This window comes from Anaplasma phagocytophilum str. Webster, from assembly GCF_000964685.1.
Taxonomy (GTDB): Bacteria; Pseudomonadota; Alphaproteobacteria; order Rickettsiales; family Anaplasmataceae; genus Anaplasma; species Anaplasma phagocytophilum.
In genome coordinates, this window is the sequence record NZ_LANS01000001.1 from 982,974 (window position 1) to 1,006,398 (window position 23,425).

Consider the following 23,425-nt stretch of genomic DNA (forward strand, 5'->3'; position numbering starts at 1 on the left):
ATCCGTGTTTTTGACAGGGTAGTGAGCTCACAACGCTAGGAGAATGTTGCGATTAGTGCAAATCTGTTCCCCGGGAGTCTTTCTACTCTACCAGCAAGTTCTAGCTCTAACAAAGCGGCCAAGAGCACGCTTACATCCAGGTTACAGCAGATAACAAGATCATCAATGTTTGTTGGTGAAATACTGAGATTTTTTAGGATAAGATCTTGTACAGGAGTCGTGGTAGTATTTTTTGAGGTGCGTTTTTGCGTATTACGTAATGCGTGCTCCATACCAGTCATGCCGGAGAAACCAAGAACACTTATGATATCCGTGGCAGACTCAATTAAGTAGGCGCCTTGCTTTATTAAATCATTGCTACCTGCACACCTGCTATCCAAAGGTGACCCCGGTACAGCAAACACTTCTCTACCTTGTGAAAGAGCAAAATTTGCTGTGATCAGAGATCCAGACTTCTTAGATGCTTCCACGACGACAACACATAGAGATAACCCAGAAATTATGCGATTGCGCTGAGGAAACAAACTTGCTTTAGGAATAGCAGAAAATGGTAGTTCAGAAATTAATAATCCACCTTCACGAACAATTGACTTATATAGTTTGGCGTTCTCCCTCGGATATATGACATTTATTCCATTTGCTATAACTGCTATCGTTGGTTTGCCATGATACGCAACGCTGTGTACAGCGCTATCAACACCTCGGGCCAATCCCGATACTGTAACGAAATTCATTTGAGATAGCTCGAGAGATAACTCGTACGCTAGCCTAATGCTATTAGCCGACGCATCTCGGCTCCCCACTATAGCCACGGTGCGTGGACTTTGGAGCAGGTCTTCGTTACCCAATACAGTAATGACGGGCGGGGGATCAAATATATTGGAGAGCATTTTTGGGTATTGCTTGTCGAATATGTCGATTATTCTTGCGCCAATGCGCCTACAAAATTCAATTTCCTTTTCAGCATCATATACTGAGCAAACAGTTGCTATATCCCTGCATGCACCCTCATGCAAAGCCTCTAACGCCTTTCTAGGGCTTTTATACAGCTCTAAAAGCTTCCTGAACATTACAGGCCCTACTCCGGGTGTTCGAGCTAATCTAAGACAATCAATCAATGTGCTTTCGGTTATTAAGGCATCGTTCATGGTAGCCTATAGATAAATTGCTCAAATCTATACTATGATTGGAAATAATCAAGTGTTCTGACATGAATAATGCACACTCCAAAGTATGCATAAGGAAGGATCACCATTAACATTGCGAGTAAATCCCAGAGATTACATAATCAATATAGAAGCATATAAACAATTTTTACAATGCCAAATCACCCATACTAGCGTTAATATAGGAGCTTATAGTCAAAGCGGGTGGATATGGTAAAAAAAGTATTAGAAGAGGGTGGGGGTATTTATACCGAAAATAGCGTTTTGGTAGAGTCGTCAGATGACGAAGAGACACGCCCCCTGATCGTTGGAGAGGAACAACTTAGGAAAGATAAAGAATCTGATACTAACCACCCCCAACATAGTAGTACATAAGAGCTTTTAAGCCCAAATAACAGTAATCAGCAGAGTATCGCAAAACTCACCCTACAACACAATGCTTGTGTCCACGCATATAAACACACAGTGCAACCCAACGAGCGAACTCTATCTCTCCCTTATTCATTGTATAACCAGCCGCAAACCCCACACATCTATCCCTACAAGCAAAACCCTATCCCTCTATGTGTTGCAGGGCTTGCTCTTAGGTTCAGACCACCTATCTTCTGCGACCAAGAAGGTATAACGTTCTCCAGCCGGGCTTAAACCTTACTAAAGATCAGAGACGCATTTACACCACCGAATCCGAAGGAATTACTCAATACATGAGAAATCTTACGCTCCTCAGCTACCAACGGTACCAAGTTCACGTTACTATCCTCGGTAGAATTGTGCAGATTCAGAGTAGGTGGCAGTACACCATGCTGCAATGCCAGCATAGAAAATATCGCTTCTACGCTACCAGCTGCACCTAAAAGATGCCCTATCGACGATTTCGTCGAAGATATAGCTACTTTATAAGCATGATCCTGGAACAAATTCTTTATCGCAACAATCTCCACACTGTCGCCAGTAGGAGTCGAAGTACCATGAGCATTGATGTAATCAATCTCACTAGGTGATATATTAGCTGTCCTGAGAGCCATCTCCATAGCGCGCATACCGCCTTCGCCTTGTGGATGCGGCGCTGTTATATGATATGCATCAGCTGTCAAACCATAACCGGTTAGCTCTGCGTATATTCTAGCTCCCCGCTTCTTCGCGTATTCGTAGTCTTCCAATACCACCACACCAGCGCCTTCACCCATGACGAACCCATCTCTGTCCTTGTCCCAGGGTCTTGAAGCAACTTGAGGAGTATCATTAAATTTCGTAGATAATGCCTTTATTATACTAAATCCAGCTATTCCTGACCTACACAACGCACTCTCAGAACCGCCAGCCACTACAATATCACATACGCCGCTCTCAATGACACGTGCTGCCTCCGTAATCGCAATAGCACCAGTAGCACAAGCTCCCACGACCGCATTGCAATATCCCTTAAGCCCGTAGCGCATGGATACATGACTAGGAAGCAAGTTTATGAGACTTCCAGGCACGAAAAACGGACTGATCCTCCTAGGACCGCGAGCATTAAGTGCAGTTACATTTCTCTCAATGTTAGGTAATCCCCCTATGCCAGAACCAAGTAACACACCGAACCTTTCAGGGTCAAAGTTACTTTCTAAAGCGCCAGAATCTTCTAAAGCGATACTAGATGCAGCAATGCCAAACAAGATGAAGAGATCGATTTTTTTTACTTCTTTTTCCTCTAACCAAGTCCCTGGATCAAATACGTAATCATCAGATTCTCCTTTGAGCAATACTTGCCCCCCGATCTTGCAGTCCAAATCGCTCACGTCGTAGCGACTAACTACTTGCCTTATTCCAGATTCTCCCTTAACGAGTCTATCCCAAACTGATGGGATCGCAACACCCAAAGGCGTGACCAAACCCATGCCGGTCACCACAACCCTCTTTCGCTCGGCCATCTCTAAATACCCTAACTATACCAACCAACCCTGAGCTACTTACTAGGCACAAAAACCACGCACCACAGCCTTTGTAGCAATAATAGCGCGGATTACCATTTTTCGCACAAACAAAAAAACTGACTGTTATCAAGCGTCACTAGACTTACTTGCTATGTAGCGACAAATGTCATCAACTGTTTCCAGCTTTTGTGCATCTTCATCTGATATTTCTAGGGAAAACCTCTCTTCTAGCGACATGATAAGATCAACAAAATCCAAGCTATCAAGATTAAAATCTTTTGCTAAGTTTGTAGTGCCAGAAAGAATCTGCTTTTGTTCGTCGTTTAATTTTAGACACCCGATCACTGACTCCATAACCTGTGCTTTTATTTCTTCTGACACAGCAACTCCTTCTCCAGGATTCAAGCTATTAGAGCTCCCATGAGCTTCACCACCTTCCATATTCACCCATAAAATAAAGAAAAAACCACTGCCCGTATCAGAACAGTGAAGTCCTAGAATATACCCATAAAAATAAGGAAATCAAATATAGAATTGCCTACCTAAAACAGAAACACATAGCGTATTTACACCACATAGTGTCATACGCTTGTATAAGATGTATATAGTACGCAGAAAATATACAGCGGTTTCGCTGTATATAACGTAAGTTCCACAATAGATACGCTTATTTTCTCTTTTTATTACTCTTTGAGTTGCAAGTAAACTCGATAGGGGTGCGCCATAGCCTGTTTTTATATGTATATAAAAATTTTATCGCCACTCCCTGTGCCTATATATATCACTTGCTTAACATGAATTATAATGCTGCATTTATGTATTATTTCTTGAACAAGCAGTTGCATTATTACCGCTAAAAGAAAATTGGTGCGTAGGAATTATGCGTTGCAAAATTCAACCTGGCTATACTATTCTGTATCCCCATTTTTTACTTAGTATGTTAATCTTGCAAGCTATACGTTATCATATCTGAAGATAAAGTTCCCGCGCTAGTAGCAGTTTTACAGAAAAATATGAGTATGTTTTAGAGTAAACGTTCATGCAGGGACTACTGCAATGCTGCTGGCATTATTCTATTTCTGATATATCGGTATGCTAGACTAAGTTTTTTCTATAGATTTCAGAAGTATCTCATTATATTAAAGTCATTACTCCTATATTAACTTAGTGCGTGCATTGCATCCCTTAATAACACCTAATGCTTGTGTTAAACCATATTTCCTGAAAATATGACTGCCTAAATCGCAAATTCAATGGAGACACAGGTGCATGGGCTTTCGCAGTCGCAGCAGCAGTTTCTCGATGCGTTCGTACGTAGATTAAATGCGTCGCATAGATGTATTGATGCACTGAATGAAATAGTACGTGCGTGTAAGGAAGTAGAGGGTTTTGCATCTCTAAGGCTGTGGGTATTACAGAATAAATCGCGCAATAGTGTGTTTTTTAGCAGCACTCTGGAAGAGCTGCGGGAGATAAATTTATCTCGTAGGGATCTCGTAGTGTTGCATGAATGTAGCATGATGCATATTCCCTTGCTGTTAGGAAATATGATGCTGGCAGATGAGGTTTGTGACCTATGCGACTTTATTGCCAGCAAAGGTGGGGATGTAAATGCTGATGCATCTCAGAAAATACCGACTAGGGGCAAAGAAGGTGCGGATGGGCCTTGGGAGATAGTTTGTGAACAAAATAATAAGAAGCCTATTTTTTATGCTGTAGACAAGAAGTGCGTACAGATGGTCAGAAAGTTGATCGACCTGGGAGCGGATTGTTCGTCAGTTATGTACGATGCCTACAGCAGGAGTGAGAATATTACTCCTCTAATATATGCCATGTCGGAAGCTATTAAGCTCTATGAGAGAGAAGATGGTTTTTTTGAAATCATCGACTTGCTGCTGGCTCAGGTTGGTGTAGATTCTTTTCTAGAAACAGTAAAAGGGGATAAGGCCTCTAGGGATGTAGTAATAGGCTTTGTATCTCTTGTAGGGCTAGATCTGGAAATATATCCAGGTGAGCCTATGGAAGCAGTCAAGGGCGAGCATCTCAACATAATTGAACTGTTGCTAAAATGCACTCGAATGTTTGGAGGGGAGCTATCCAGTGTAAAACGTAGCCAAGGATACAAAAACATGTTTTCCGGCAGGTTGTTCGGGAAAAGGGGTGCATCGGCAAAAGCCATACCATTGGGTAGCTTACCATTATCTACGCGGTTTCGTAGGTATGTAGAGTCTCTGCCAGAGATGGCATATTCTTCTTTCGTAGGCAAGAATGTAATATTTTCTACAGATATTGGAGATTTAGAGTCTCAGATCCTAGCGCTAGCGGCTTATTCTGGCCAAGTTGAGGTTATGAAATGGTTGCTAGAGCATGAGGTGATAGATGTAAACAAAGCCAACGGATACGGGTTTACCGCGTTACATTTTGCCGCTTCTGTTAATTGTGTTCCAGCAGTTGAAATGTTGCTAGATGCTGGAGCAGATATGGAGGCTAAGAGGGCTCCGTATGCTACGGCAGCTCATATAGCAGCCCTGAATGCATCTTTAGATGTTCTTGTGTGTATGCACAGAAAACGTCCTCTAGCATTATTGTGTGTCGATGGTGATGGGCAAAGTATTCTGCATTATGCAGCAAGCTCCGCAAACGATAATACGGGAGTAGTGCAGTTTATATTAGAGAATGTTAAGGGGATTAGTCCTGACGCGTCGGCAGATATAGAGAGAGGGCAGGTATTACTTATCAATAGCTTTGCGAAGGAGGTTATTAAGAAAAAAAGAGATAGGGTGACCTCAGAAGATATAGCGAATATTGTTGAGTGTGTAAGAGAAAGAGGCTTTGAGACAAAGGGGAGTACCGCGCTATATATTGCAGTTGAATCTAAGAACCTGAACATCGCGAAATATTTAATTGAGCAAGCAGGGTGTAATCCTAACATCAATGGGCCGAGCGGATGCACAGCATTGAATCTATATACCGAAGCTGGTACTTTGCTACACATGGCCGTGCGTGCAAAAGATTTAAACTTTGTAAAGAAATTACTTACCTATAAAGAGCTTGATCTTAGTATAAGACATCATGGCCATACGGCAATGGACTTGGCTATTCTCAATAGAGATAGACTTATGATAGCTACTCTTCTAGAAGATCCTCGGCAAAGTCTTGCTACGGAGCTTGGATATAGGAAGGTGCCGTATTCAAAAATTTTGTCCTCCAAGGGGTTGCTGGACTATAGAGGCAAGAAGATCCTCATAAGTCGAGTGAACAGAGGCGTATCTAGTAGCAATGCTATGCTTGCTGCAAGCGGTATATTTTGCATTTTTGCAATTGTATTCACAGCGTTAGCGATCGGTTTAAACTCCGTGCTACAGTGTTGTGGACTAAATTCTACAATGTCACTGGAAAGCAGAACTTTGGTTGCGTTAGCAGGTATTATTTTGCTACTAGTTGCATATGTCGTCTATGTTGGCGTACGCATCTCAAAAGAAGACGATAAGCGCAATAATGCAAGGTTTTATCTTTCAACTTCGCACGTAAAGCGCTCCAAACCCAGGAGATATATGTCAGATAGTTCTGGTAGTAGGTATTCTTCAGATGGTGTTTGTAGCGCAGGCTCAAGTACTAGCGGAGGCACTATACTTAATGATCAGGAAAGTTTAGATGAGTATCTAGCAGATGATAGTAGTCCCTCGCACCGCGAAAGAGGATGCCGAAGACATAAGGACTTTAGACGGGGGGCAGAAAGCAGAACAGGTTTAGGTAGAGAGACCTCAGCATATGCTATTGAGCTTGGACGTGAAGCAGTTTGCTCATCTTCCAATAGTGAATCTACTACACCAAGTAGCGCAATCGGTCATTGCGGTGTTTATGATGGAATAAAGCCTGTATATGTTAGAGCATCGTCTTCATTGTCCAGTTCCGTTGCCAAATAAAGCTTTTATCTTTGTTTCGAATATAGAGTTGATTCTACAGTTTGCTGCGCTAGGCAAGGGTATATACTTCGATATCATAGATAGTTTTTCATTACGGGTAAGACCTTTCTTTGCGTCTTCTACAGTGCATATGAGATATGTAGATCGTGTTTTCGAATCTTTCTACAATTCACATAACGTGCTCATGAGTATTCTTTGTAAAAAGATGAACTGTAACGTGATGTTATCTAAAAAAGGTGAAGCTCTTGCAGCAGATTCTGGATAATAAATTCCAAAAGTCTCCTGCTATAAGGTGCAAGTAAGGTTTTTTTGTATTGGTTCTACAGGCAGCGTAAATCCATAACTTAAAGGTGGGATAGCAACATCTGGTGGAAAAACTCACGCCACTACATTATAGATTTCCTTTGTAAAACACACCTGTAATAGTATGAATCCATAACTTAAAATAGTGAGGCACATTTAGGAGATTCAGTTAGGCTCCAGCTTTTCTCGCTATACATACGTCAATAGCAGCGTTCTTAGCGTATACCATTGAAACCTTAGTCATTTAACAAGCCCGGATAGTGCGCAAATGGCGCAGTAACTTTGGTATATTATTGATAGGGGAGGTGCCTTTTGTATCTAAGATTTACCCAACATTTTGATATAGCCTTGCAGGCTTTGTTTTGCTTCTCGTCAAACTCCTTAAATTTATATATGAGACTTCCTAGCAGGCTTCTGGCCCGGAAATTAGCACAGATAGTTATAAAAAATTAGAAAGTTTTACATATGCAGTGCTCATATGATAATTTCTGCTCTCTTAAACTCTATATGCTTAATCAAGTTATAAGCTTGGGTAGGACATACGTTTGCGATTCCCCTGCATGCAAATAGAAATTTGTTTTGCGGACTCAAGTAACATGTTCTCTGCGCGAAGCAGTTCAAGACGTATATCGCGTTATAGGTACAAAGTATTATATCATCGCGGGTTTATCAAAGAGCAATAAGATCAAGAGTACACATATGCATATGTTTTACCATAGCACCTGTGAATATAAGTGTACCTTCAGATTAACTTTACGTGCTGATGCAGGCATCCCCACGCTTATAGCCTTGCTCATTATACCGTAGTTTTGTGTAGGATCGGGTATCTATAAACTTCCAAAAAATTTCCTTCACAGAACCCACATATTTTGAACGAAAAACCCGTCTTCATTGGGTAGTATCTATGCTTTCTTCTACACAAGCACACGCTAGCTACCAAATAGAACAGCGTCACCATGGAAAGAAAAAACAGCAAAGCCTTAAACTATACCAGATGAAGCAGAAGCTCGACGACAAATCATCACGCCACGCACCCCTAATGAGGACTAGACATAAAGCGCTTACCTAACCACAACATCCAAGAAGGTCAGAGAAGCATCACAAACAATACTAGAAGAGATAAAAAACCACGCAAGTGCAGGGCCTAAGCCACACTAGTGACAACAAACCCCCCTACACACCTACAATACCAAACACACTACAGAGCAGGGACACACAATCCAGCCCTTTAGGCAAACCACTACTCACAGCAGAAAATACAGCAAACTCCCGCTTCTGAACTCTACGGAGATAAAACCCAGCGCAGGAACTGTACAATTTTTGAAACTTAAGCACGCGCAGCCAGAGCTATCTAAGCTTTTCTTCCTTGAATAGTACGTGCTTCCTCGCTACAGGGTCGTACTTACGAAAAGACAACTTCTGCACCAATTTTTTAGGATCACGCTTCTTGACGTAAAAATATCCCGTACCTTCGCTGCTTACCAGCTTTACCAACAAGGTAGCACCTTTCTTAGCCACTTAGAAGTACCAAATACCAAATGCGAAGATCTTACTTGTTTGAATACTATAGGTCAAGTGGTTTAGTAAAAACGATTGACATACTATGTGGAGTAGGTATTTAGGACTCTGTCCCTGTGAATCTTGCAAAGTGGCTATGGTATGTTGAAATCCCTATTTAAGCTTTTTATGAAGCTCGTTGGCGCGGTTGTACCAGTGAGATTAGTTAGTACTTTTCTAGGTATGGGTCATCTTCCTGCTTGGCAAGAACATTGGACTTCATTGGCGGTTTTGGTGATGGTGCATGCCTTGTGTTATATAATGCACGGTTCACCGCCTATGCTGGCTAACGCTGCGTTTAGTAGTGGATTGGTGATAGCACCGTTCTTCCTTCAAGTATCTGCGGGTTTACTGGTTTTAGGTATAGTTTCCGTATTTATACAGAATAATGATCAAGGGCGTGGTTTGGGTAGTGGAGACACAACAGTTATACAGTTGGCATTTGGACAATTGCTTACTGCGGCGCTTGCTATGCCTGCAGCAGTAGCGTTATACGAGAGTGTTATCAGTTTGTACGATAGGGTATGTATGGGGATATTTAGTTGTCCCTTATGGGTGAACTATTTTATGCACCTTTTAGTGTTCTTTATAATACCTTTTCTATTCTTTAACACCATGATCATTATTAAGCCGTGGCCTGTTTCTATGTTGCAACTAAGGTACAGTACTTGCATATCGGTAATGGCTGAGGGTTTGGTTCTAGCATCTTATTCTATAGTCGTTATGTATGTTGTAGCGTTCATATTTGCTGGGTTACAGATCACTAGTGCCGCAAAATACATGAAAGTAGTGATATACTTTGCTTTAGCGGGGCCTCACGCGTTTTTTTGAGTTAAAAAAGTATCTTTCCTGACTGTATTTTGTAAAGTAGTATACCGTATGGTGTGGCTTATTAGTGGGGAGAGGTTCATAATTATTACCACGGTTACTATGTTCTGTGCTTTGTTGTAATGAAGGACATATTTGGAGTGCATATGAAGAAGTGTGGAGCGTTATTCTTTGTGGGTAGTGTTATTGCCTTGGCAATTGCATATGTTGCCCAGATGTTTTTTGGTCTAGTACCGTGTAAACTCTGTTTGTATGAGCGTGTACCATACTTTATAGCCCTTATTCCCTCGATCATCATGATGTTTAAAAACTTCAAGGGGCTCTTTTTTGTAGTGGTGATATGCTATGTGGCAGGAATCATTATATCTATATATCATGCGGGTTTGGAGTATGGTTGGTTCACAGATTTCTTGCACTGTGCTGGGGATGTCGGCTTCGGTACAAGCCTTGAAGATATAAAGGCTAACTTGCTTAGCAAAGAGGAAGTAGTTTCGTGTAAGGTGCCTAGCTTTGTATTTATGGGCATATCTCTCTCAGGATGGAACGCCGTGTACGCAATTTCCATTTTAATCTGTGCTTTTCTGCTACGTGTTAGATATACTCGCGATCACCACAAGTAGTATTATCTGAGGAAATAGTTTCGTGTAAGGTGCCTAGCTTTGTATTTATGGGTATGTCTCTTTCAGGGTGGAATGCCGAGTATGCAGTTTCTCTTTTAGCCTGTGCTATGTGTTAGGTATACTCGCGATCACCACGGCATAGGCGATATTATGTGGAGACAGTTGCGTATCCATGTTAACATAATGGTGTGTGGTAGTTTAGCATCTGGAGGTTATGTATGGAGGCTATGTCTGACAGGGGCTTAATCAAGGGGGCTAGTGCTCCCCATGAAGCATTGTTCAGAACGGCATACAGGTGTTCAGGGTATGCGTCTAGTTATTTAAGGCACTTGAATATCTATGCAGTTGCTTCAGCTTATCAGTCTGCATATCCGATGTTTTACACAGCAAGGTTTGCCTATAAAAGGGTTAAGCGGGCGTACGCCACATTATTTTGGGGAGATCTTATCGTAATAAGTGTACTGCGTGCTTATATAGATGCATTCTTCAAGGTCTTAAAACTTTCTTTGGACGATTACAAGGATAAAAGAAAGACAACAAAGATAGCGCTAAAGATAGCGCTATCTGCGCTCATGTTAGTACTGATGCTTATTGGGGTATGTATTATAGTAGTATCTCTACTCTTTTTGCTATGTTTGCGCGTTAAGCTTCTCAGAATATGTGTACAGAAAATTTTCAATATCATAGGAAAGTGTTTAGTGGAAGTGTGTGCAGTAATAGCAGCTGCAATACCTGCCGTGCTAGCATGTGTACTGGCATTATACTCTGCCATATTAGCCATCCCCAGCTTGCTGATATCCCTGCCGTTTATGCTGCTTCACGCAACCCTGTTAACCGTCGCGTCTTCCATGAGAAACGTAACATCATTAACCTTGGAATTTATACGAAGCGCATACCATGTTACGGCTGAGTCGATTCGCAACGTACGCCTACTACAGCTCCCTGGGAAAGTATTGTCATTCCTGTGGAAAATGCTGAAGAGTTTTCTACTTGCATGTTTGTGCTTGGGTATACACCCTGTTGAAGAAGATGTTTATGATTTGACCGCATTACCAGATCAGAGCAGTGGTAGGAACTCGCAGTGTGGTTTTCTCAGAAATATAATTGCCGTTTCTGTAGGGGCGGTAGTAGCTGTTGTGGCTGGTGTTTTTTCTATTGCTACGACGCTAGTCTCATTATTAGTGCTGCCTATTGTATTGCTTGGGTTCACTCTCTTTTATCACCCTGACGTCTCATGTGACCGTGAGCGTTCGTCTAGAACAGGGCGCCTCGCAATATGTTTTGATACATCTAATGTACCACGTGAGCCCCATACACAGGCGGCACCCAACGGGGGGGTCAACGCTGCCAATACAGCGCGATCTAGTCATGCCACTACGCATGCTAATGAGGATATCAATGTGGCTGCTGGAGCTCAAAGACCTGTGATTGGGGAACGTGTACAGTGGGCAATATCGGTGATAGCGCAAGCATTTTCATCTTCTAATACACGGTCTGATACAAGTGTACCTGGTGCAATATGTTTTGGTGTTGAATATGTTTCACAGGGTTTGGCTACAGAGCCATTACAGCGCTGATAGACACTATACCTTTGTTGCGGAGTATTCTTCTAGTTTCCATACGGTGCTCATACCCCTGAGATGCATTCTCTGACCCCTAAGGTGGCTGCCAAACAAACGTTATTGTGTAACTTTTGCCAGCATCATATTAGTAGTGCTACGGAGTAATAACTTTATTCTTGGAGTAAGACTCATGCTTTGACGCTTGTTCTTCTCCTACACCAGAGATCGAGGAAGTCTTTTGCCTTGGATAGTATGAAACCCTTATGTTTCAATGTTGAACTGTGTCCCGTGTTGCGCCTAGGAGCCATTACAACGGCTATAAACCTTGCAATCGCTCTCGTAGTTAAATACCACAAGTTGGACTGGTAGTATGTGAATCCCTTTATTGTGATTGTATACCTAGAAAGGCACTCTTTTATGCTGTGTGTTTCTCATGTTTTATGGGCAAGAGGCCCTTTATTCTCTGCTTGAGCATCAGTACAGTTTTTGTGTCTTGCGACTGATTATAGTGAAAATGCATCTTTATTTTAGATTACGAGGTAGATACCACAATGTTAGTGCATGATCTTTGCCAGCATCACATTAATCATAATTCTACGGAGCAATACCTGTTCTTGGAGTAAGCTTCATGCTTTGACGCTTGTTCTTCTCCTACACCAGAGATCGAAGAAGTCTTTTGCCTTGGATAGTATGAAACCCTCAGTTTCGTATGTATAGATCATGCCCTTCTAGTTTCCATACGGTGACTCATGCCATTGGAGAGGCATTCTCTGCACTTCAGAATAGATATATCAAAGAAAATCTCTCGTAAGGCAGAGACCTTTGTTTCATATGTAGGGGTTCTACTTCGCTTTAGGTGGGTGTTTTATAGGGTTGAGTGTTGATGCTTATAAGACACATTTCTTCTTACACATGGTGCGATATTACTACATGTCATTATTTAAGCGGTCCATTAATACTCTTTTGTGTCCGTATTGCCTTATGTTTCATGTACAAATTTCTTTCAAAGCATGCTTCGTTCTCTTATCCCTGCTTTGCGCTTTTACTGCGAATGCTACATTCTCAACTATAGTTTGGTGTTGAAACAGTGCCGGGTGCTGGAAAATTAGCCCTACATTACGGGATTCTGTTGCGATTATTACGTATATCTTATTGTATCCAGCAAAGCGTTCTCTGTAAATGCGTTATGCTTTTATTATGTATAGGGCCCAGTTTCATCCGGAATGAGAGACAACCTCACCGGAAAAGAGAGTTCTTAACCCGATAATGCTGACGAATGATAACACGGGCAGTATTGCACCATGTGTAAGAAGAAATGTGTCTTATAAGCATCAACACTCAACCCTATAAAACACCCACCTAAAGCGAAGTAGAACCCCTACATATGAAACAAAGGTCTCTGCCTTACGAGAGATTTTCTTTGATATATCTATTCTGAAGTGCAGAGAATGCCTCTCCAATGGCATGAGTCACCGTATGGAAACTAGAAGGGCATGATCTATACATACGAAACTGAGGGTTTCATACTATCCAAGGCAAAAGACTTCTTCGATCTCTGGTGTAGGAGAAGAACAAGCGTCAAAGCATGAAGCTTACTCCAAGAACAGGTATTGCTCCGTAGAATTATGATTAATGTGATGCTGGCAAAGATCATGCACTAACATTGTGGTATCTACCTCGTAATCTAAAATAAAGATGCATTTTCACTATAATCAGTCGCAAGACACAAAAACTGTACTGATGCTCAAGCAGAGAATAAAGGGCCTCTTGCCCATAAAACATGAGAAACACACAGCATAAAAGAGTGCCTTTCTAGGTATACAATCACAATAAAGGGATTCACATACTACCAGTCCAACTTGTGGTATTTAACTACGAGAGCGATTGCAAGGTTTATAGCCGTTGTAATGGCTCCTAGGCGCAACACGGGACACAGTTCAACATTGAAACATAAGGGTTTCATACTATCCAAGGCAAAAGACTTCCTCGATCTCTGGTGTAGGAGAAGAACAAGCGTCAAAGCATGAGTCTTACTCCAAGAATAAAGTTATTACTCCGTAGCACTACTAATATGATGCTGGCAAAAGTTACACAATAACGTTTGTTTGGCAGCCACCTTAGGGGTCAGAGAATGCATCTCAGGGGTATGAGCACCGTATGGAAACTAGAAGAATACTCCGCAACAAAGGTATAGTGTCTATCAGCGCTGTAATGGCTCTGTAGCCAAACCCTGTGAAACATATTCAACACCAAAACATATTGCACCAGGTACACTTGTATCAGACCGTGTATTAGAAGATGAAAATGCTTGCGCTATCACCGATATTGCCCACTGTACACGTTCCCCAATCACAGGTCTTTGAGCTCCAGCAGCCACATTGATATCCTCATTAGCATGCGTAGTGGCATGACTAGATCGCGCTGTATTGGCAGCGTTGACCCCCCCCGTTGGGTGCCGCCTGTGTATGGGGCTCACGTGGTACATTAGATGTATCAAAACATATTGCGAGGCGCCCTGTTCTAGACGAACGCTCACGGTCACATGAGACGTCAGGGTGATAAAAGAGAGTGAACCCAAGCAATACAATAGGCAGCACTAATAATGAGACTAGCGTCGTAGCAATAGAAAAAACACCAGCCACAACAGCTACTACCGCCCCTACAGAAACGGCAATTATATTTCTGAGAAAACCACACTGCGAGTTCCTACCACTGCTCTGATCTGGTAATGCGGTCAAATCATAAACATCTTCTTCAACAGGGTGTATACCCAAGCACAAACATGCAAGTAGAAAACTCTTCAGCATTTTCCACAGGAATGACAATACTTTCCCAGGGAGCTGTAGTAGGCGTACGTTGCGAATCGACTCAGCCGTAACATGGTATGCGCTTCGTATAAATTCCAAGGTTAATGATGTTACGTTTCTCATGGAAGACGCGACGGTTAACAGGGTTGCGTGAAGCAGCATAAACGGCAGGGATATCAGCAAGCTGGGGATGGCTAATATGGCAGAGTATAATGCCAGTACACATGCTAGCACGGCAGGTATTGCAGCTGCTATTACTGCACACACTTCCACTAAACACTTTCCTATGATATTGAAAATTTTCTGTACACATATTCTGAGAAGCTTAACGCGCAAACATAGCAAAAAGAGTAGAGATACTACTATAATACATACCCCAATAAGCATCAGTACTAACATGAGCGCAGATAGCGCTATCTTTAGCGCTATCTTTGTTGTCTTTCTTTTATCCTTGTAATCGTCCAAAGAAAGTTTTAAGACCTTGAAGAATGCATCTATATAAGCACGCAGTACACTTATTACGATAAGATCTCCCCAAAATAATGTGGCGTACGCCCGCTTAACCCTTTTATAGGCAAACCTTGCTGTGTAAAACATCGGATATGCAGACTGATAAGCTGAAGCAACTGCATAGATATTCAAGTGCCTTAAATAACTAGACGCATACCCTGAACACCTGTATGCCGTAGCAAACAATTTTACTTGAGGAACACGAGACACTTGAAAGTAACCTTATACACCCGATGAGCTTATAGTTAAATTTTTCACGATGACTACAAGAAGCCTGGTAACTTGCGCGTACGTTGTATCACAAAATTTTTGGCCTGTGATAGTACCAAGAATTCAGCATGCCAGAATTTTGCGTACATGAGAAAAGCTCTACAATGACCTTCGCTTAACAGAAGCACTAGAAACACCTAAATACAGACTATAACATTTATGTAAACTTAACGAGTTTACTAGAGCTGCGCCGCTGGTACGTACAGAACTATGGTCACTTCAAAAGCAAGGTACAAGAACTTGCAAAACAATGCCGCACTTCATAAAAAATAGGCATTTAAAGGACCTTTATACAGAATGTAAAGATAATATAGACAATCCCCATTATAAACTGCAGCAACTGTTTTGTGTTATGTACACAATTTCAAATGTAATACGACTTGTACACTTGCTGTTCCAGAGAAGACGTTTTCTGTACTGTATCGGTTAGAACACTCCTCGGCCTGGGTTTGTTGTCTTTTGTTTATGTGAACTGCAGCGAGATGAAGCTGTATCCTCAATGTTTGAAAGCTCCCTAACGTCCCATTTTCCACTGCTAATCCTTTCTACAAGACTCGTCGTATATGTATTGGGTATGCATGCAGACAGTGGTGGTATAATAATGAGCGACAGTATAGGAAAGGCTACAGCAAGTCCCAAGGATACTACAATTAATGGTATAATCAGTGCCCCTGCAATACCCGTTATGATGCTGCTCAGCAATGACTTAGCAGCACGCTCAGTTATGTAGGGAAGAAAACCATCTGTAGTGAATAAGGATGGCTCTTCAAAGCGTTTGTGCGCGCTAGGTGGGCTGAGGAAGTCTGACACCTTTTTGTATATAGTGCAGAGGAAAGAAGCTGCAGACTTGAATACTAAGTGCATATTTGCAAGCATTACGCAGCTTGTGAAGAATATAAGGGAAACTACGGGAATAAAAACTAAAGAGAATGCTGCTAGTGCTGCAAGAGCGATGTACGAAAGCGACAAAAGCACAATCAAAGCAGATAACAGTACAACTTTCTTAGAGAACGAAACAACAGAGTATAAGCCTCTCTTTAGTTTATTTCTCGTCTTGGTCAACAGAGCAGATTCACCTGAGGCATGGTCATCAGGATATTCCTTACCTCGTAATATATGACGTACTATATCGTTGTACAATGAAGTGACTACCCCAAGTAGGAAGATACTCTTCATGATGCAGTACTCACTTGGGGATTTGGTGGCGCATAGTATTACTAGTGACGAAAGCACCATCCTATCGTACAGCATGCGAGATAACTTTTTGCTTTTTCGTACAATAGACATCACGGATACCCTAAATTTGAATTTTTGATTGTAGGAAGAACGGCGTTCTATATAAGTATAGCTGCAATAACTGTGCTAATGCAAAAATTAATTACTTAATTATTCTGCGTAAGCAATGGAATTTCTAGTATAAAATAGTCTTAATTACGACTTGTACCCGACATTTTACCATGTGTTCTAGTTTACGCATGAGATATTGCAGCACACTTTCCTTAAGATATGGAGGTTGCACATTGTAGCATTTGTGTGTTTTATTTGCAGCTCTTTATGGATATATTAAGCAATATGCGCATGTCTTAACTAGGCTGGTAGCGGCTGGCATGATAAAAATACTTTTATCTAAAATCAGCGTGTAGCAATATAAAACAGGTAGATGCAATAACACCAGAGCGTATTGCAGTCTGCGAGAATTTGGACTTTCTCCTGAAAGTGCCGCAGTCTACAGAGGGAGAAAAGACTCCTGCGTTCAAAGTAAACACAGCACTGAAATACGAGATCTCTATACAAGGAGAGGGACGAGTTCTCTATGATAACTGTTCATTAAACCTGACAATCATCACTCCACCAGACTGCAATATAAAGACCTCACCACCATTACTGTTTAGAGTATGTCCTCCGTTAGGACGTCTTCTACTCAGATTGAAGCATTGGTTCTATAAACGGAAAGTCTTTACTCCTCAAGATACGCGCGTACCAGATCCTACACTTGTTCGCGTTCAACGCATCCCTTGCATAGGCATGAATATTACAAAACTGCAGTACGCAATGGCTCCTCTGCAAGTTTCTCCGGAAGCGTTTTTCAGGGACCTGGTTAAAAACAGCACTATCTGTAGGGATTTATATCATGACCTCCTCTCTCAGGAGGTGCATCTGGCAGAGCCTCAACCCGAACATGCTGCGATTGATGTTTTTTTGTGTAATAGAACGCCCACCTAAAGTAAGTGGGCGTATGATTAGAGCAGCTCTTTCTATTGGTCAATGCTATAACTAACAGCGCCCTATAAAAAGTACCTTATTTTATACAAGCTATTCATAAGCTCTTTTACTACATAGCACGTTTTACAAAAGCGTTATGATATATAAGCTGGGAAACTACTACTGTGGTTCTCACTCTTGTAGTTCATTAAAACTGTGCGCGGTTCTGTATAAGGAGTGTCTTCAGTGGTGTTTATAAGAAAAAAGGAAGAGCGCATACCAACACTATATCCAGGATTCTTGATATCAGCGATTTCGTTGGATAGCATTCTGTTAGCATTGAAACGACGATTGGCTAAACCCTCTACAGCTTCTCTATATCCCATTTCTTCTAACTGGGCAGTTTCTGTTTTCAATACTACTGTTGTGTTCTCATAGATGTTATAGGTTCCTTTTTTTAAAAGTATCGGTAATGTGCTACAAGCAGCAATAATGACAGCAAATTCTAAAGAGAATGTCATTAGTAAGGATATGCAGAACACAGCTAGTACACTTTGAGGTAAGTGCTCAAGAGAAAAGTCAGCATTAGCAGTAGAAATTTCACTACAGAAATTCTTTCCGAACCTTTTTTTTAAGATACCTTCAGAATACTTAAGCCTATCCTCTGGAGTACTTATAAAAGGTAAAATATCTGTATTTGCGGCTAGGTAAGCAGAGGCAGCAATAACATAGTCGACGAAAAGACAAAGTGTGGAAACAAAATATGTGGCTATAAGTATCCAGTAAACCACATTCAGCAACGTGCTCATTAGAAGTGCGGCAATCCCGCAAACTCCAATTACTATACCCAGTTTTTCTACCGATTCCGGGATACACAGGGATGGTAGTTTCTTGTTACTAGTATCCTCATTTTCACTTTCCGCAAATACTTTACAACCTAACCCTTTATTTATCCTTGACAACATATATTCTCCTTAATTACCAAAAGCAAATGCACTATAACTTTGACTAGGAATCTTATTTTTCGGATTTTTCCAGCATAAAAAATAGCCCACATTTTCTACAATATCCGAACGATATACGCGGCAGGGCAGCACGTATGTACCCCTAAATCAAATAATAGTTAAATCATTAACGCTTCACTATGGCACGGCATTATAAGAAATACAAGGAAATTTCTATGAAATAAGATTGAAGAATTATTTTTTATAAAATTAAATTTGTAAAAAATAGCATATATCCTAATTAAATATGCTTTATCATAGAAATCAATGCGCAAACTATTGACGCATACCTGTTGCATGGAAATGGTTTAAAAAATTTAAAATTATAATTATGAACAAGACTAATCTTGATGATCAAGCTCTAATTCATTTGATATATATTGTGCTTTTGTAGCATGCATTTGGTGAAGTAGGCCAGTATCTTGATTATGAAATCCAACGCTTAGCTGGGCTTTCTTGTGTGTTATCGGTTGAAGGTTAAAAACGCCTGGGTACTGAGCCATGCTCCGATGGCAGTCGAGCTAGAGCAGGCTTACACATTAGGACGTTGTCTGCAATCCACGTAAATGTAAGTAACTACTCAAAAAACTCAGCGACATAAGAGAGCATGGCTCGTTTTGTTATTCATCATGCATTCTGTGCGGCTGGGGTAGTTCTTGTGAAGAAAAGGTGCTGCTAATAACTCCGTGAACGCGAGCAGCATGCTTTAGGAGACGCTCCTTTGTTGCTGCGACATGGTTTCTGCTACCACATTCTGTAGATTGCTCTCAGGGCGAGATTCTGGTTTGCTGCTACTTTTACCAGATGAATGAGAATGTGAAACCTCACCAGTTTCATTTCCAGTACCTGTAGCAGTGGCTGCGGAGTAACTTGGTAGCGATGTCTTACTCAAATCTCCTTCAGATATTATGCTGCTAAGGGACTCTTCAGAAGCACTTGCAGACATTGTCATTGGATAATATGTAGTACCGCCGCCACGGGAGCTACCTTTGTCGTTGTTGCGATCTTCGTAATTTCCTTGATAGATGTGGTGCACTGTAGCGCATAACAGATATACTGGCACCAACACTAATAGAACTACTGCAAGTAGTATTATGGGTGTGGCAACTAGCGCTGTTCCCATTAAGGAGACCAGATTTATCGCGAGTGATTTGCAGAGGCTACCCAAACCATGTTTTTTCTCTTCTGTTTTCTCTGCATCATGCTTCCGATCTGAATCCACCCCTTTGTGATCTAAATCCCCAGCTACCCGCTCTTCAGTTGTTCGCGCAGGTGACTTACCTCCGAGGCAAGACTTAGTTGCGGTGAATGTGCTGTGCAGGATATTGCATACCATGCTCAACAGTAGCGATGCACAACGCAACATCTGAGAGGCAATGTGGAGTACGGTGTACAAAACGAGGAACAGCAAAGCCATGCAAATGGTTATCAAGGCACATGTTATTGCCGCTCCGGCAGCGGCTGCGCCAAGCAAAGGTGCAGTTAAGCAGAGAGCGGCGGTAGCGCAAGTTCCTAGCATCCTTCTAGAAGCGGAAGAGCCCAAGGAACTACGTAGGGTTCCATACGACTTTGATGACGCTTCTTTAGTTGAGGAAGCTGCTCCTGTTACTGTCTTCCAAATAGTGCTGCTTGTACCAGCCCACGTACCTGCTAACAGTTTTGCAGTGGACTTTACACCAAGTACCATATCAAAGATAGAACAAGCAATATTCTCTGCTGTATGTGAGCCCTGAGTAGGGTCAAGCGATAACTTCGACATTGTAAAACTCAAGTTTGGGGAATTACTACGGGAATTGTGTTGTGGTAACACACCTATAATGATGCATCGCAGCGTAAGAAATTGCAAGTTTATTGTATGTGTCCGTGTGGAAATCTCGCGACTGTAGCGTATAAAAAATACGTTCTACTTCTGTCAAGTGTATAATTTTGCAGAGGATAAAGCAACGTGTTTTATAGCTTCTATGTCTCTGGCATAGTATCTATCTAGTCAGGTTTAATAAGCGCAGCATTTGAGCAATGTTCTCTCTCAGAAGAATTCTTTGATTAGCAGGGAAGGATTTTCTTTCACATAAGGTCAAAATTTTTGTTGGTTACGTATATATACAGCTCATAGTTTCAAATTTCCGTTAGGAAGCGTTTTTTGTTACCATAACGTTAGCTGTATATCGTGCTTATTTTGCCTGATGAATATGGTAGGGCATACGACATTACACTCTATCAATGTTTTGTTCCTGTGCATTCATAACGTTGGAGGGTAGGGTATTGCGACGTGCAAGCCTTATAAGCAAGGCGTAACTTTACCAGAAAACTCCGAGCAAGGTTCAGAGGTGTATTCAGATGTTGCCTCAGGTATACAAGGGGGAGCTAGGCAATTTACAGAGTTTAAATGTGCGGTGTATCATTTGTGAGATGACGGTCTGTAAGTAAACTCCTGGAGTCACTCGCAAATAGAAACAAAGGAAGTGCTGTATTAGTAGCACATCATGATTATGATTTACCGTAAGTTTTTCTTTGGATAATACAGGGGAGCGCGCAACTGGATGTGCTACAGTGTGCATTGTACGGAGGTATGACTTCCTGAGTACTAGTGTAGAGAATCGTAGAAGTAGTGGGCAACATACGAGTGCCCATATTTTGGTTATAGAACTGATTATCATCTTTCAAGGTTTGATTGCGAATGCTGCGCAACATGAGAGATATCAACACTATCTAGAACGTGTTTCTCTTGAGGTGATGTCGTATGTTCTTCTGCCGGTACACAACTGGTGCTACTCTCAATACCGCTTTTATGAGTTTCTTCTTGCAACAAGGAGTGATTGTTAACTCTACTATCTTCGGAAGATGATGTTTGTGTATTATCCCTAGCGAAGTCGCTTTCATCATTGGGTGTGCGTACGCAGCTTGCGACAGTAGAGCAAACTCTTTGAAAAAATCTTACTATACATAAGAAAAGCTCCCTTACTGCAGTGTATGCGCTCCTGACCTTGTTTCCAATATGTTGCCATAACGTTGTTCTCTCCGGGTGAGAGGTGTCAGTTTCTGGGTTGACAGCACTAGTTTCCTCATGGGTCATACTAGTTTCGCTATGAGTAGTGCTATCTGCTGCGTGGGTCGCGTCAGTTGCTTCATGAGTGGAAGGAATCGCCATATGGGCGATGCTAGATTCTACGTGAGACTTTTCAGCTACTGTATCGTCAATGCTGGCTTTTGTATCATAGATTATACCTTCTTCTATGTCGGATTTTTCAGATTCTTCATCGTGGATACTAGCTTCTCTACTCTTGATTCTACGTTTCAAGTTTACCTTAAAGGTGCCCTTAGGAAAAATGCCATAAGGAGAGGGATCATAAGCAGGTGTTTCAGCAGGCATTGTATCGTGCGCTGCAGCATCTAAGGCATTCGCATATTCTTCGGCCACCTGTAGAGAAATATCTTGGGGGATGCTGCGTAATGACAGCATCTCCTGTATTTTTATGGAAAAATCATCTAATTTACCAGAGATTGTGAACTGATTAAGTGGATACTTTTCAGGAAAGTGCTCGAATTGGTGCTGAAAATTAGCTTTATCAGCAAGTATACTTTTCAATCTCTGTATATCCAGAAAATCATCTGGCCTGGAGAAGTGCCATTTATCCTCTGGCAGAGGATCATCCCCTGATGGTAATGCAATGCAGGTATATACGTCACTATACTCTATGCATCCAGTGGCTTCGTTGATATAAACATCGTATCGAAAATTTGAAGATACGAATCCTCCTATCCATGGATAAGGAAAAAAGTGAAGATATACGGAAACTTTATTAGGCTCAGTACAGCGCATGTGTACTGAATGCTTTATAGGTACTTCGTTTTTATCTCTAGGGATATGCTTCAGAAGATCCTTATAATTGCTTTCAAATGGAAGATACTCATTATCTTTGTCTGCCATACGTGCAATAGCACAGGTGGTTGCGTTTGGATACCCTTCGACACAAGATTGATTGAGGGTGCTGACTAGCTCCTCTAACAGTAATGGATTTGGTATGCCTGCACTACCAGTTTCACCAACTGCGTTAGCCCTTTCAAACATCAATTTGAGTTTACAGAAAGATTCCCTTCTATCTCCTTGAGCATCCAGCACTGAGGTGTATTCTTCAGGCTTTATCCCCGTTTTTTTACAGATCTCTTCCAGTGGAAATAGCGAAAGCCTCGCACTTGGTGACATATCATCATAGATCTTGGTGATTTCTGTAGGGTCAGAATATATGTTGTTTATGTATAGGAAGGTTCTGGATAAATCCTTTTTTGTTCCTTCCCCGTGAAGAGCGGATTCGTAGAAAAGACATCGCACGGAATTCTCTATTGTTGTTTTGTTTAAAGCAAGTAGTAACATTTTTGTACCTACCAGCCTTACGTTTTGCATTGCACGTGCACTATCAGTAGTTTCCCTTGGCATAAAATTCCTCAATATGTTAGATCCTTAAGCACTTGACTAACAGCGTCCTAACGCTATCAATTAGGTGTTAGAAAATTGTATAAACCAAACCATGGCGCCACCATCATTATGGGCGTGAGAACCATGCAAAATACCACTGCTATAGTGCAACAACTGTTCTACTATAGGGTGATAAGCACGCCTAATGCGTAATTGCTGTACGACAACGCTGAAGCCTTCTTCGCAGTCTTACTTAACCCAATTAGTCCAATATAAACCATATATATCGGATTCTATAGAGGTAATAACAACACAAACCGTACACAGACGTGACCCTACT

The 23,425-nt window shown here is 41.5% G+C and carries 17 protein-coding genes; 6 read left to right on the plus strand and 11 right to left on the minus strand.

What is annotated here, in order from left to right:
* Positions 1-35: 35 nt before the first annotated feature.
* Entirely contained in the window at positions 36-1,148 is a 1,113-nt protein-coding gene (gene dprA / locus APHWEB_RS04155) for a DNA-processing protein DprA (protein ID WP_044104119.1), read from the minus strand.
* A gap of 228 nt (positions 1,149-1,376) precedes the next feature.
* Between dprA and APHWEB_RS06455 the strand changes: the two genes are divergently transcribed.
* On the plus strand, positions 1,377-1,541 hold the full coding sequence (locus tag APHWEB_RS06455) for a hypothetical protein (RefSeq protein WP_011451018.1): 165 nt from the start codon (positions 1,377-1,379) through the stop codon (positions 1,539-1,541).
* A 266-nt stretch (positions 1,542-1,807) separates the two neighbouring features.
* Here APHWEB_RS06455 and fabF read toward each other — a convergent pair whose 3' ends face one another.
* Together fabF and APHWEB_RS04165 are read right to left on the minus strand one after the other, a co-directional pair.
* On the minus strand, positions 1,808-3,079 hold the full coding sequence (gene fabF, locus APHWEB_RS04160) for a beta-ketoacyl-ACP synthase II (RefSeq protein ID WP_011451016.1): 1,272 nt from the start codon (positions 3,077-3,079) through the stop codon (positions 1,808-1,810).
* A 129-nt stretch (positions 3,080-3,208) separates the two neighbouring features.
* On the minus strand, positions 3,209-3,523 hold the full coding sequence (locus tag APHWEB_RS04165; protein ID WP_020849015.1) for an acyl carrier protein: 315 nt from the start codon (positions 3,521-3,523) through the stop codon (positions 3,209-3,211).
* Positions 3,524-4,335: 812 nt separating this feature from the next.
* Here APHWEB_RS04165 and APHWEB_RS04170 point away from each other — a divergent pair.
* Together APHWEB_RS04170 and APHWEB_RS04175 are read left to right on the plus strand one after the other, a co-directional pair.
* The gene (locus tag APHWEB_RS04170) at positions 4,336-7,008 is read left to right on the plus strand and encodes an ankyrin repeat domain-containing protein (protein WP_020849014.1); all 2,673 of its coding nucleotides are present in this window, start codon (positions 4,336-4,338) and stop codon (positions 7,006-7,008) included.
* A complete protein-coding gene (locus tag APHWEB_RS04175; protein ID WP_011451013.1) occupies positions 6,998-7,273 on the plus strand; it encodes a hypothetical protein in 276 nt (91 codons plus the stop codon). The genes APHWEB_RS04170 and APHWEB_RS04175 overlap by 11 nt, the downstream gene beginning before the upstream one ends.
* 1,211 nt (positions 7,274-8,484) lie before the next feature.
* On the opposite strand, the gene APHWEB_RS06805 is transcribed toward APHWEB_RS04175, so the two are convergent.
* Positions 8,485-8,628, minus strand: a complete 144-nt coding sequence (locus tag APHWEB_RS06805; RefSeq protein WP_155370112.1) for a hypothetical protein — start codon at positions 8,626-8,628, stop codon at positions 8,485-8,487.
* A gap of 30 nt (positions 8,629-8,658) precedes the next feature.
* A complete protein-coding gene (gene rpmG / locus APHWEB_RS04180; RefSeq protein ID WP_011451011.1) occupies positions 8,659-8,829 on the minus strand; it encodes a 50S ribosomal protein L33 in 171 nt (56 codons plus the stop codon).
* 195 nt (positions 8,830-9,024) lie between these two features.
* On the opposite strand from rpmG, the gene APHWEB_RS04185 reads away from it, so the two are divergent.
* From APHWEB_RS04185 to APHWEB_RS04195, 3 genes are all read left to right on the plus strand, one after another.
* Entirely contained in the window at positions 9,025-9,699 is a 675-nt protein-coding gene (locus APHWEB_RS04185; RefSeq protein ID WP_230474282.1) for a phosphatidylglycerophosphatase, read from the plus strand.
* Between the two features lie 143 nt (positions 9,700-9,842).
* Positions 9,843-10,316: a disulfide bond formation protein B gene (locus APHWEB_RS04190; protein ID WP_011451009.1), complete on the plus strand. Its 474-nt coding sequence runs from the start codon at positions 9,843-9,845 to the stop codon at positions 10,314-10,316.
* A gap of 218 nt (positions 10,317-10,534) precedes the next feature.
* Complete coding sequence (locus tag APHWEB_RS04195) at positions 10,535-11,893, plus strand: hypothetical protein (protein ID WP_045895559.1); 1,359 nt, start codon at positions 10,535-10,537, stop codon at positions 11,891-11,893.
* A 2,185-nt stretch (positions 11,894-14,078) separates the two neighbouring features.
* Here APHWEB_RS04195 and APHWEB_RS06465 read toward each other — a convergent pair.
* From APHWEB_RS06465 to APHWEB_RS04235, 6 genes are all read right to left on the minus strand, one after another.
* A complete protein-coding gene (locus APHWEB_RS06465) occupies positions 14,079-14,255 on the minus strand; it encodes a hypothetical protein (protein ID WP_020849011.1) in 177 nt (58 codons plus the stop codon).
* 34 nt (positions 14,256-14,289) lie between these two features.
* Entirely contained in the window at positions 14,290-15,405 is a 1,116-nt protein-coding gene (locus tag APHWEB_RS04200; RefSeq protein ID WP_045895561.1) for a hypothetical protein, read from the minus strand.
* 486 nt (positions 15,406-15,891) lie between these two features.
* Complete coding sequence (locus tag APHWEB_RS06470) at positions 15,892-16,755, minus strand: hypothetical protein (RefSeq protein ID WP_133121443.1); 864 nt, start codon at positions 16,753-16,755, stop codon at positions 15,892-15,894.
* A gap of 1,067 nt (positions 16,756-17,822) precedes the next feature.
* Positions 17,823-18,632, minus strand: coding sequence for a hypothetical protein (locus APHWEB_RS04220; protein ID WP_011451003.1), 810 nt, complete (start codon positions 18,630-18,632; stop codon positions 17,823-17,825).
* 745 nt (positions 18,633-19,377) lie between these two features.
* Positions 19,378-20,442 (minus strand): invasion protein AipA, encoded by a 1,065-nt coding sequence (gene aipA / locus APHWEB_RS04225; protein WP_155237142.1) that lies wholly within the window; start codon positions 20,440-20,442, stop codon positions 19,378-19,380.
* Between the two features lie 882 nt (positions 20,443-21,324).
* On the minus strand, positions 21,325-23,106 hold the full coding sequence (locus APHWEB_RS04235; protein WP_020849381.1) for a hypothetical protein: 1,782 nt from the start codon (positions 23,104-23,106) through the stop codon (positions 21,325-21,327).
* Between the last annotated feature and the right edge of the window lie 319 nt (positions 23,107-23,425).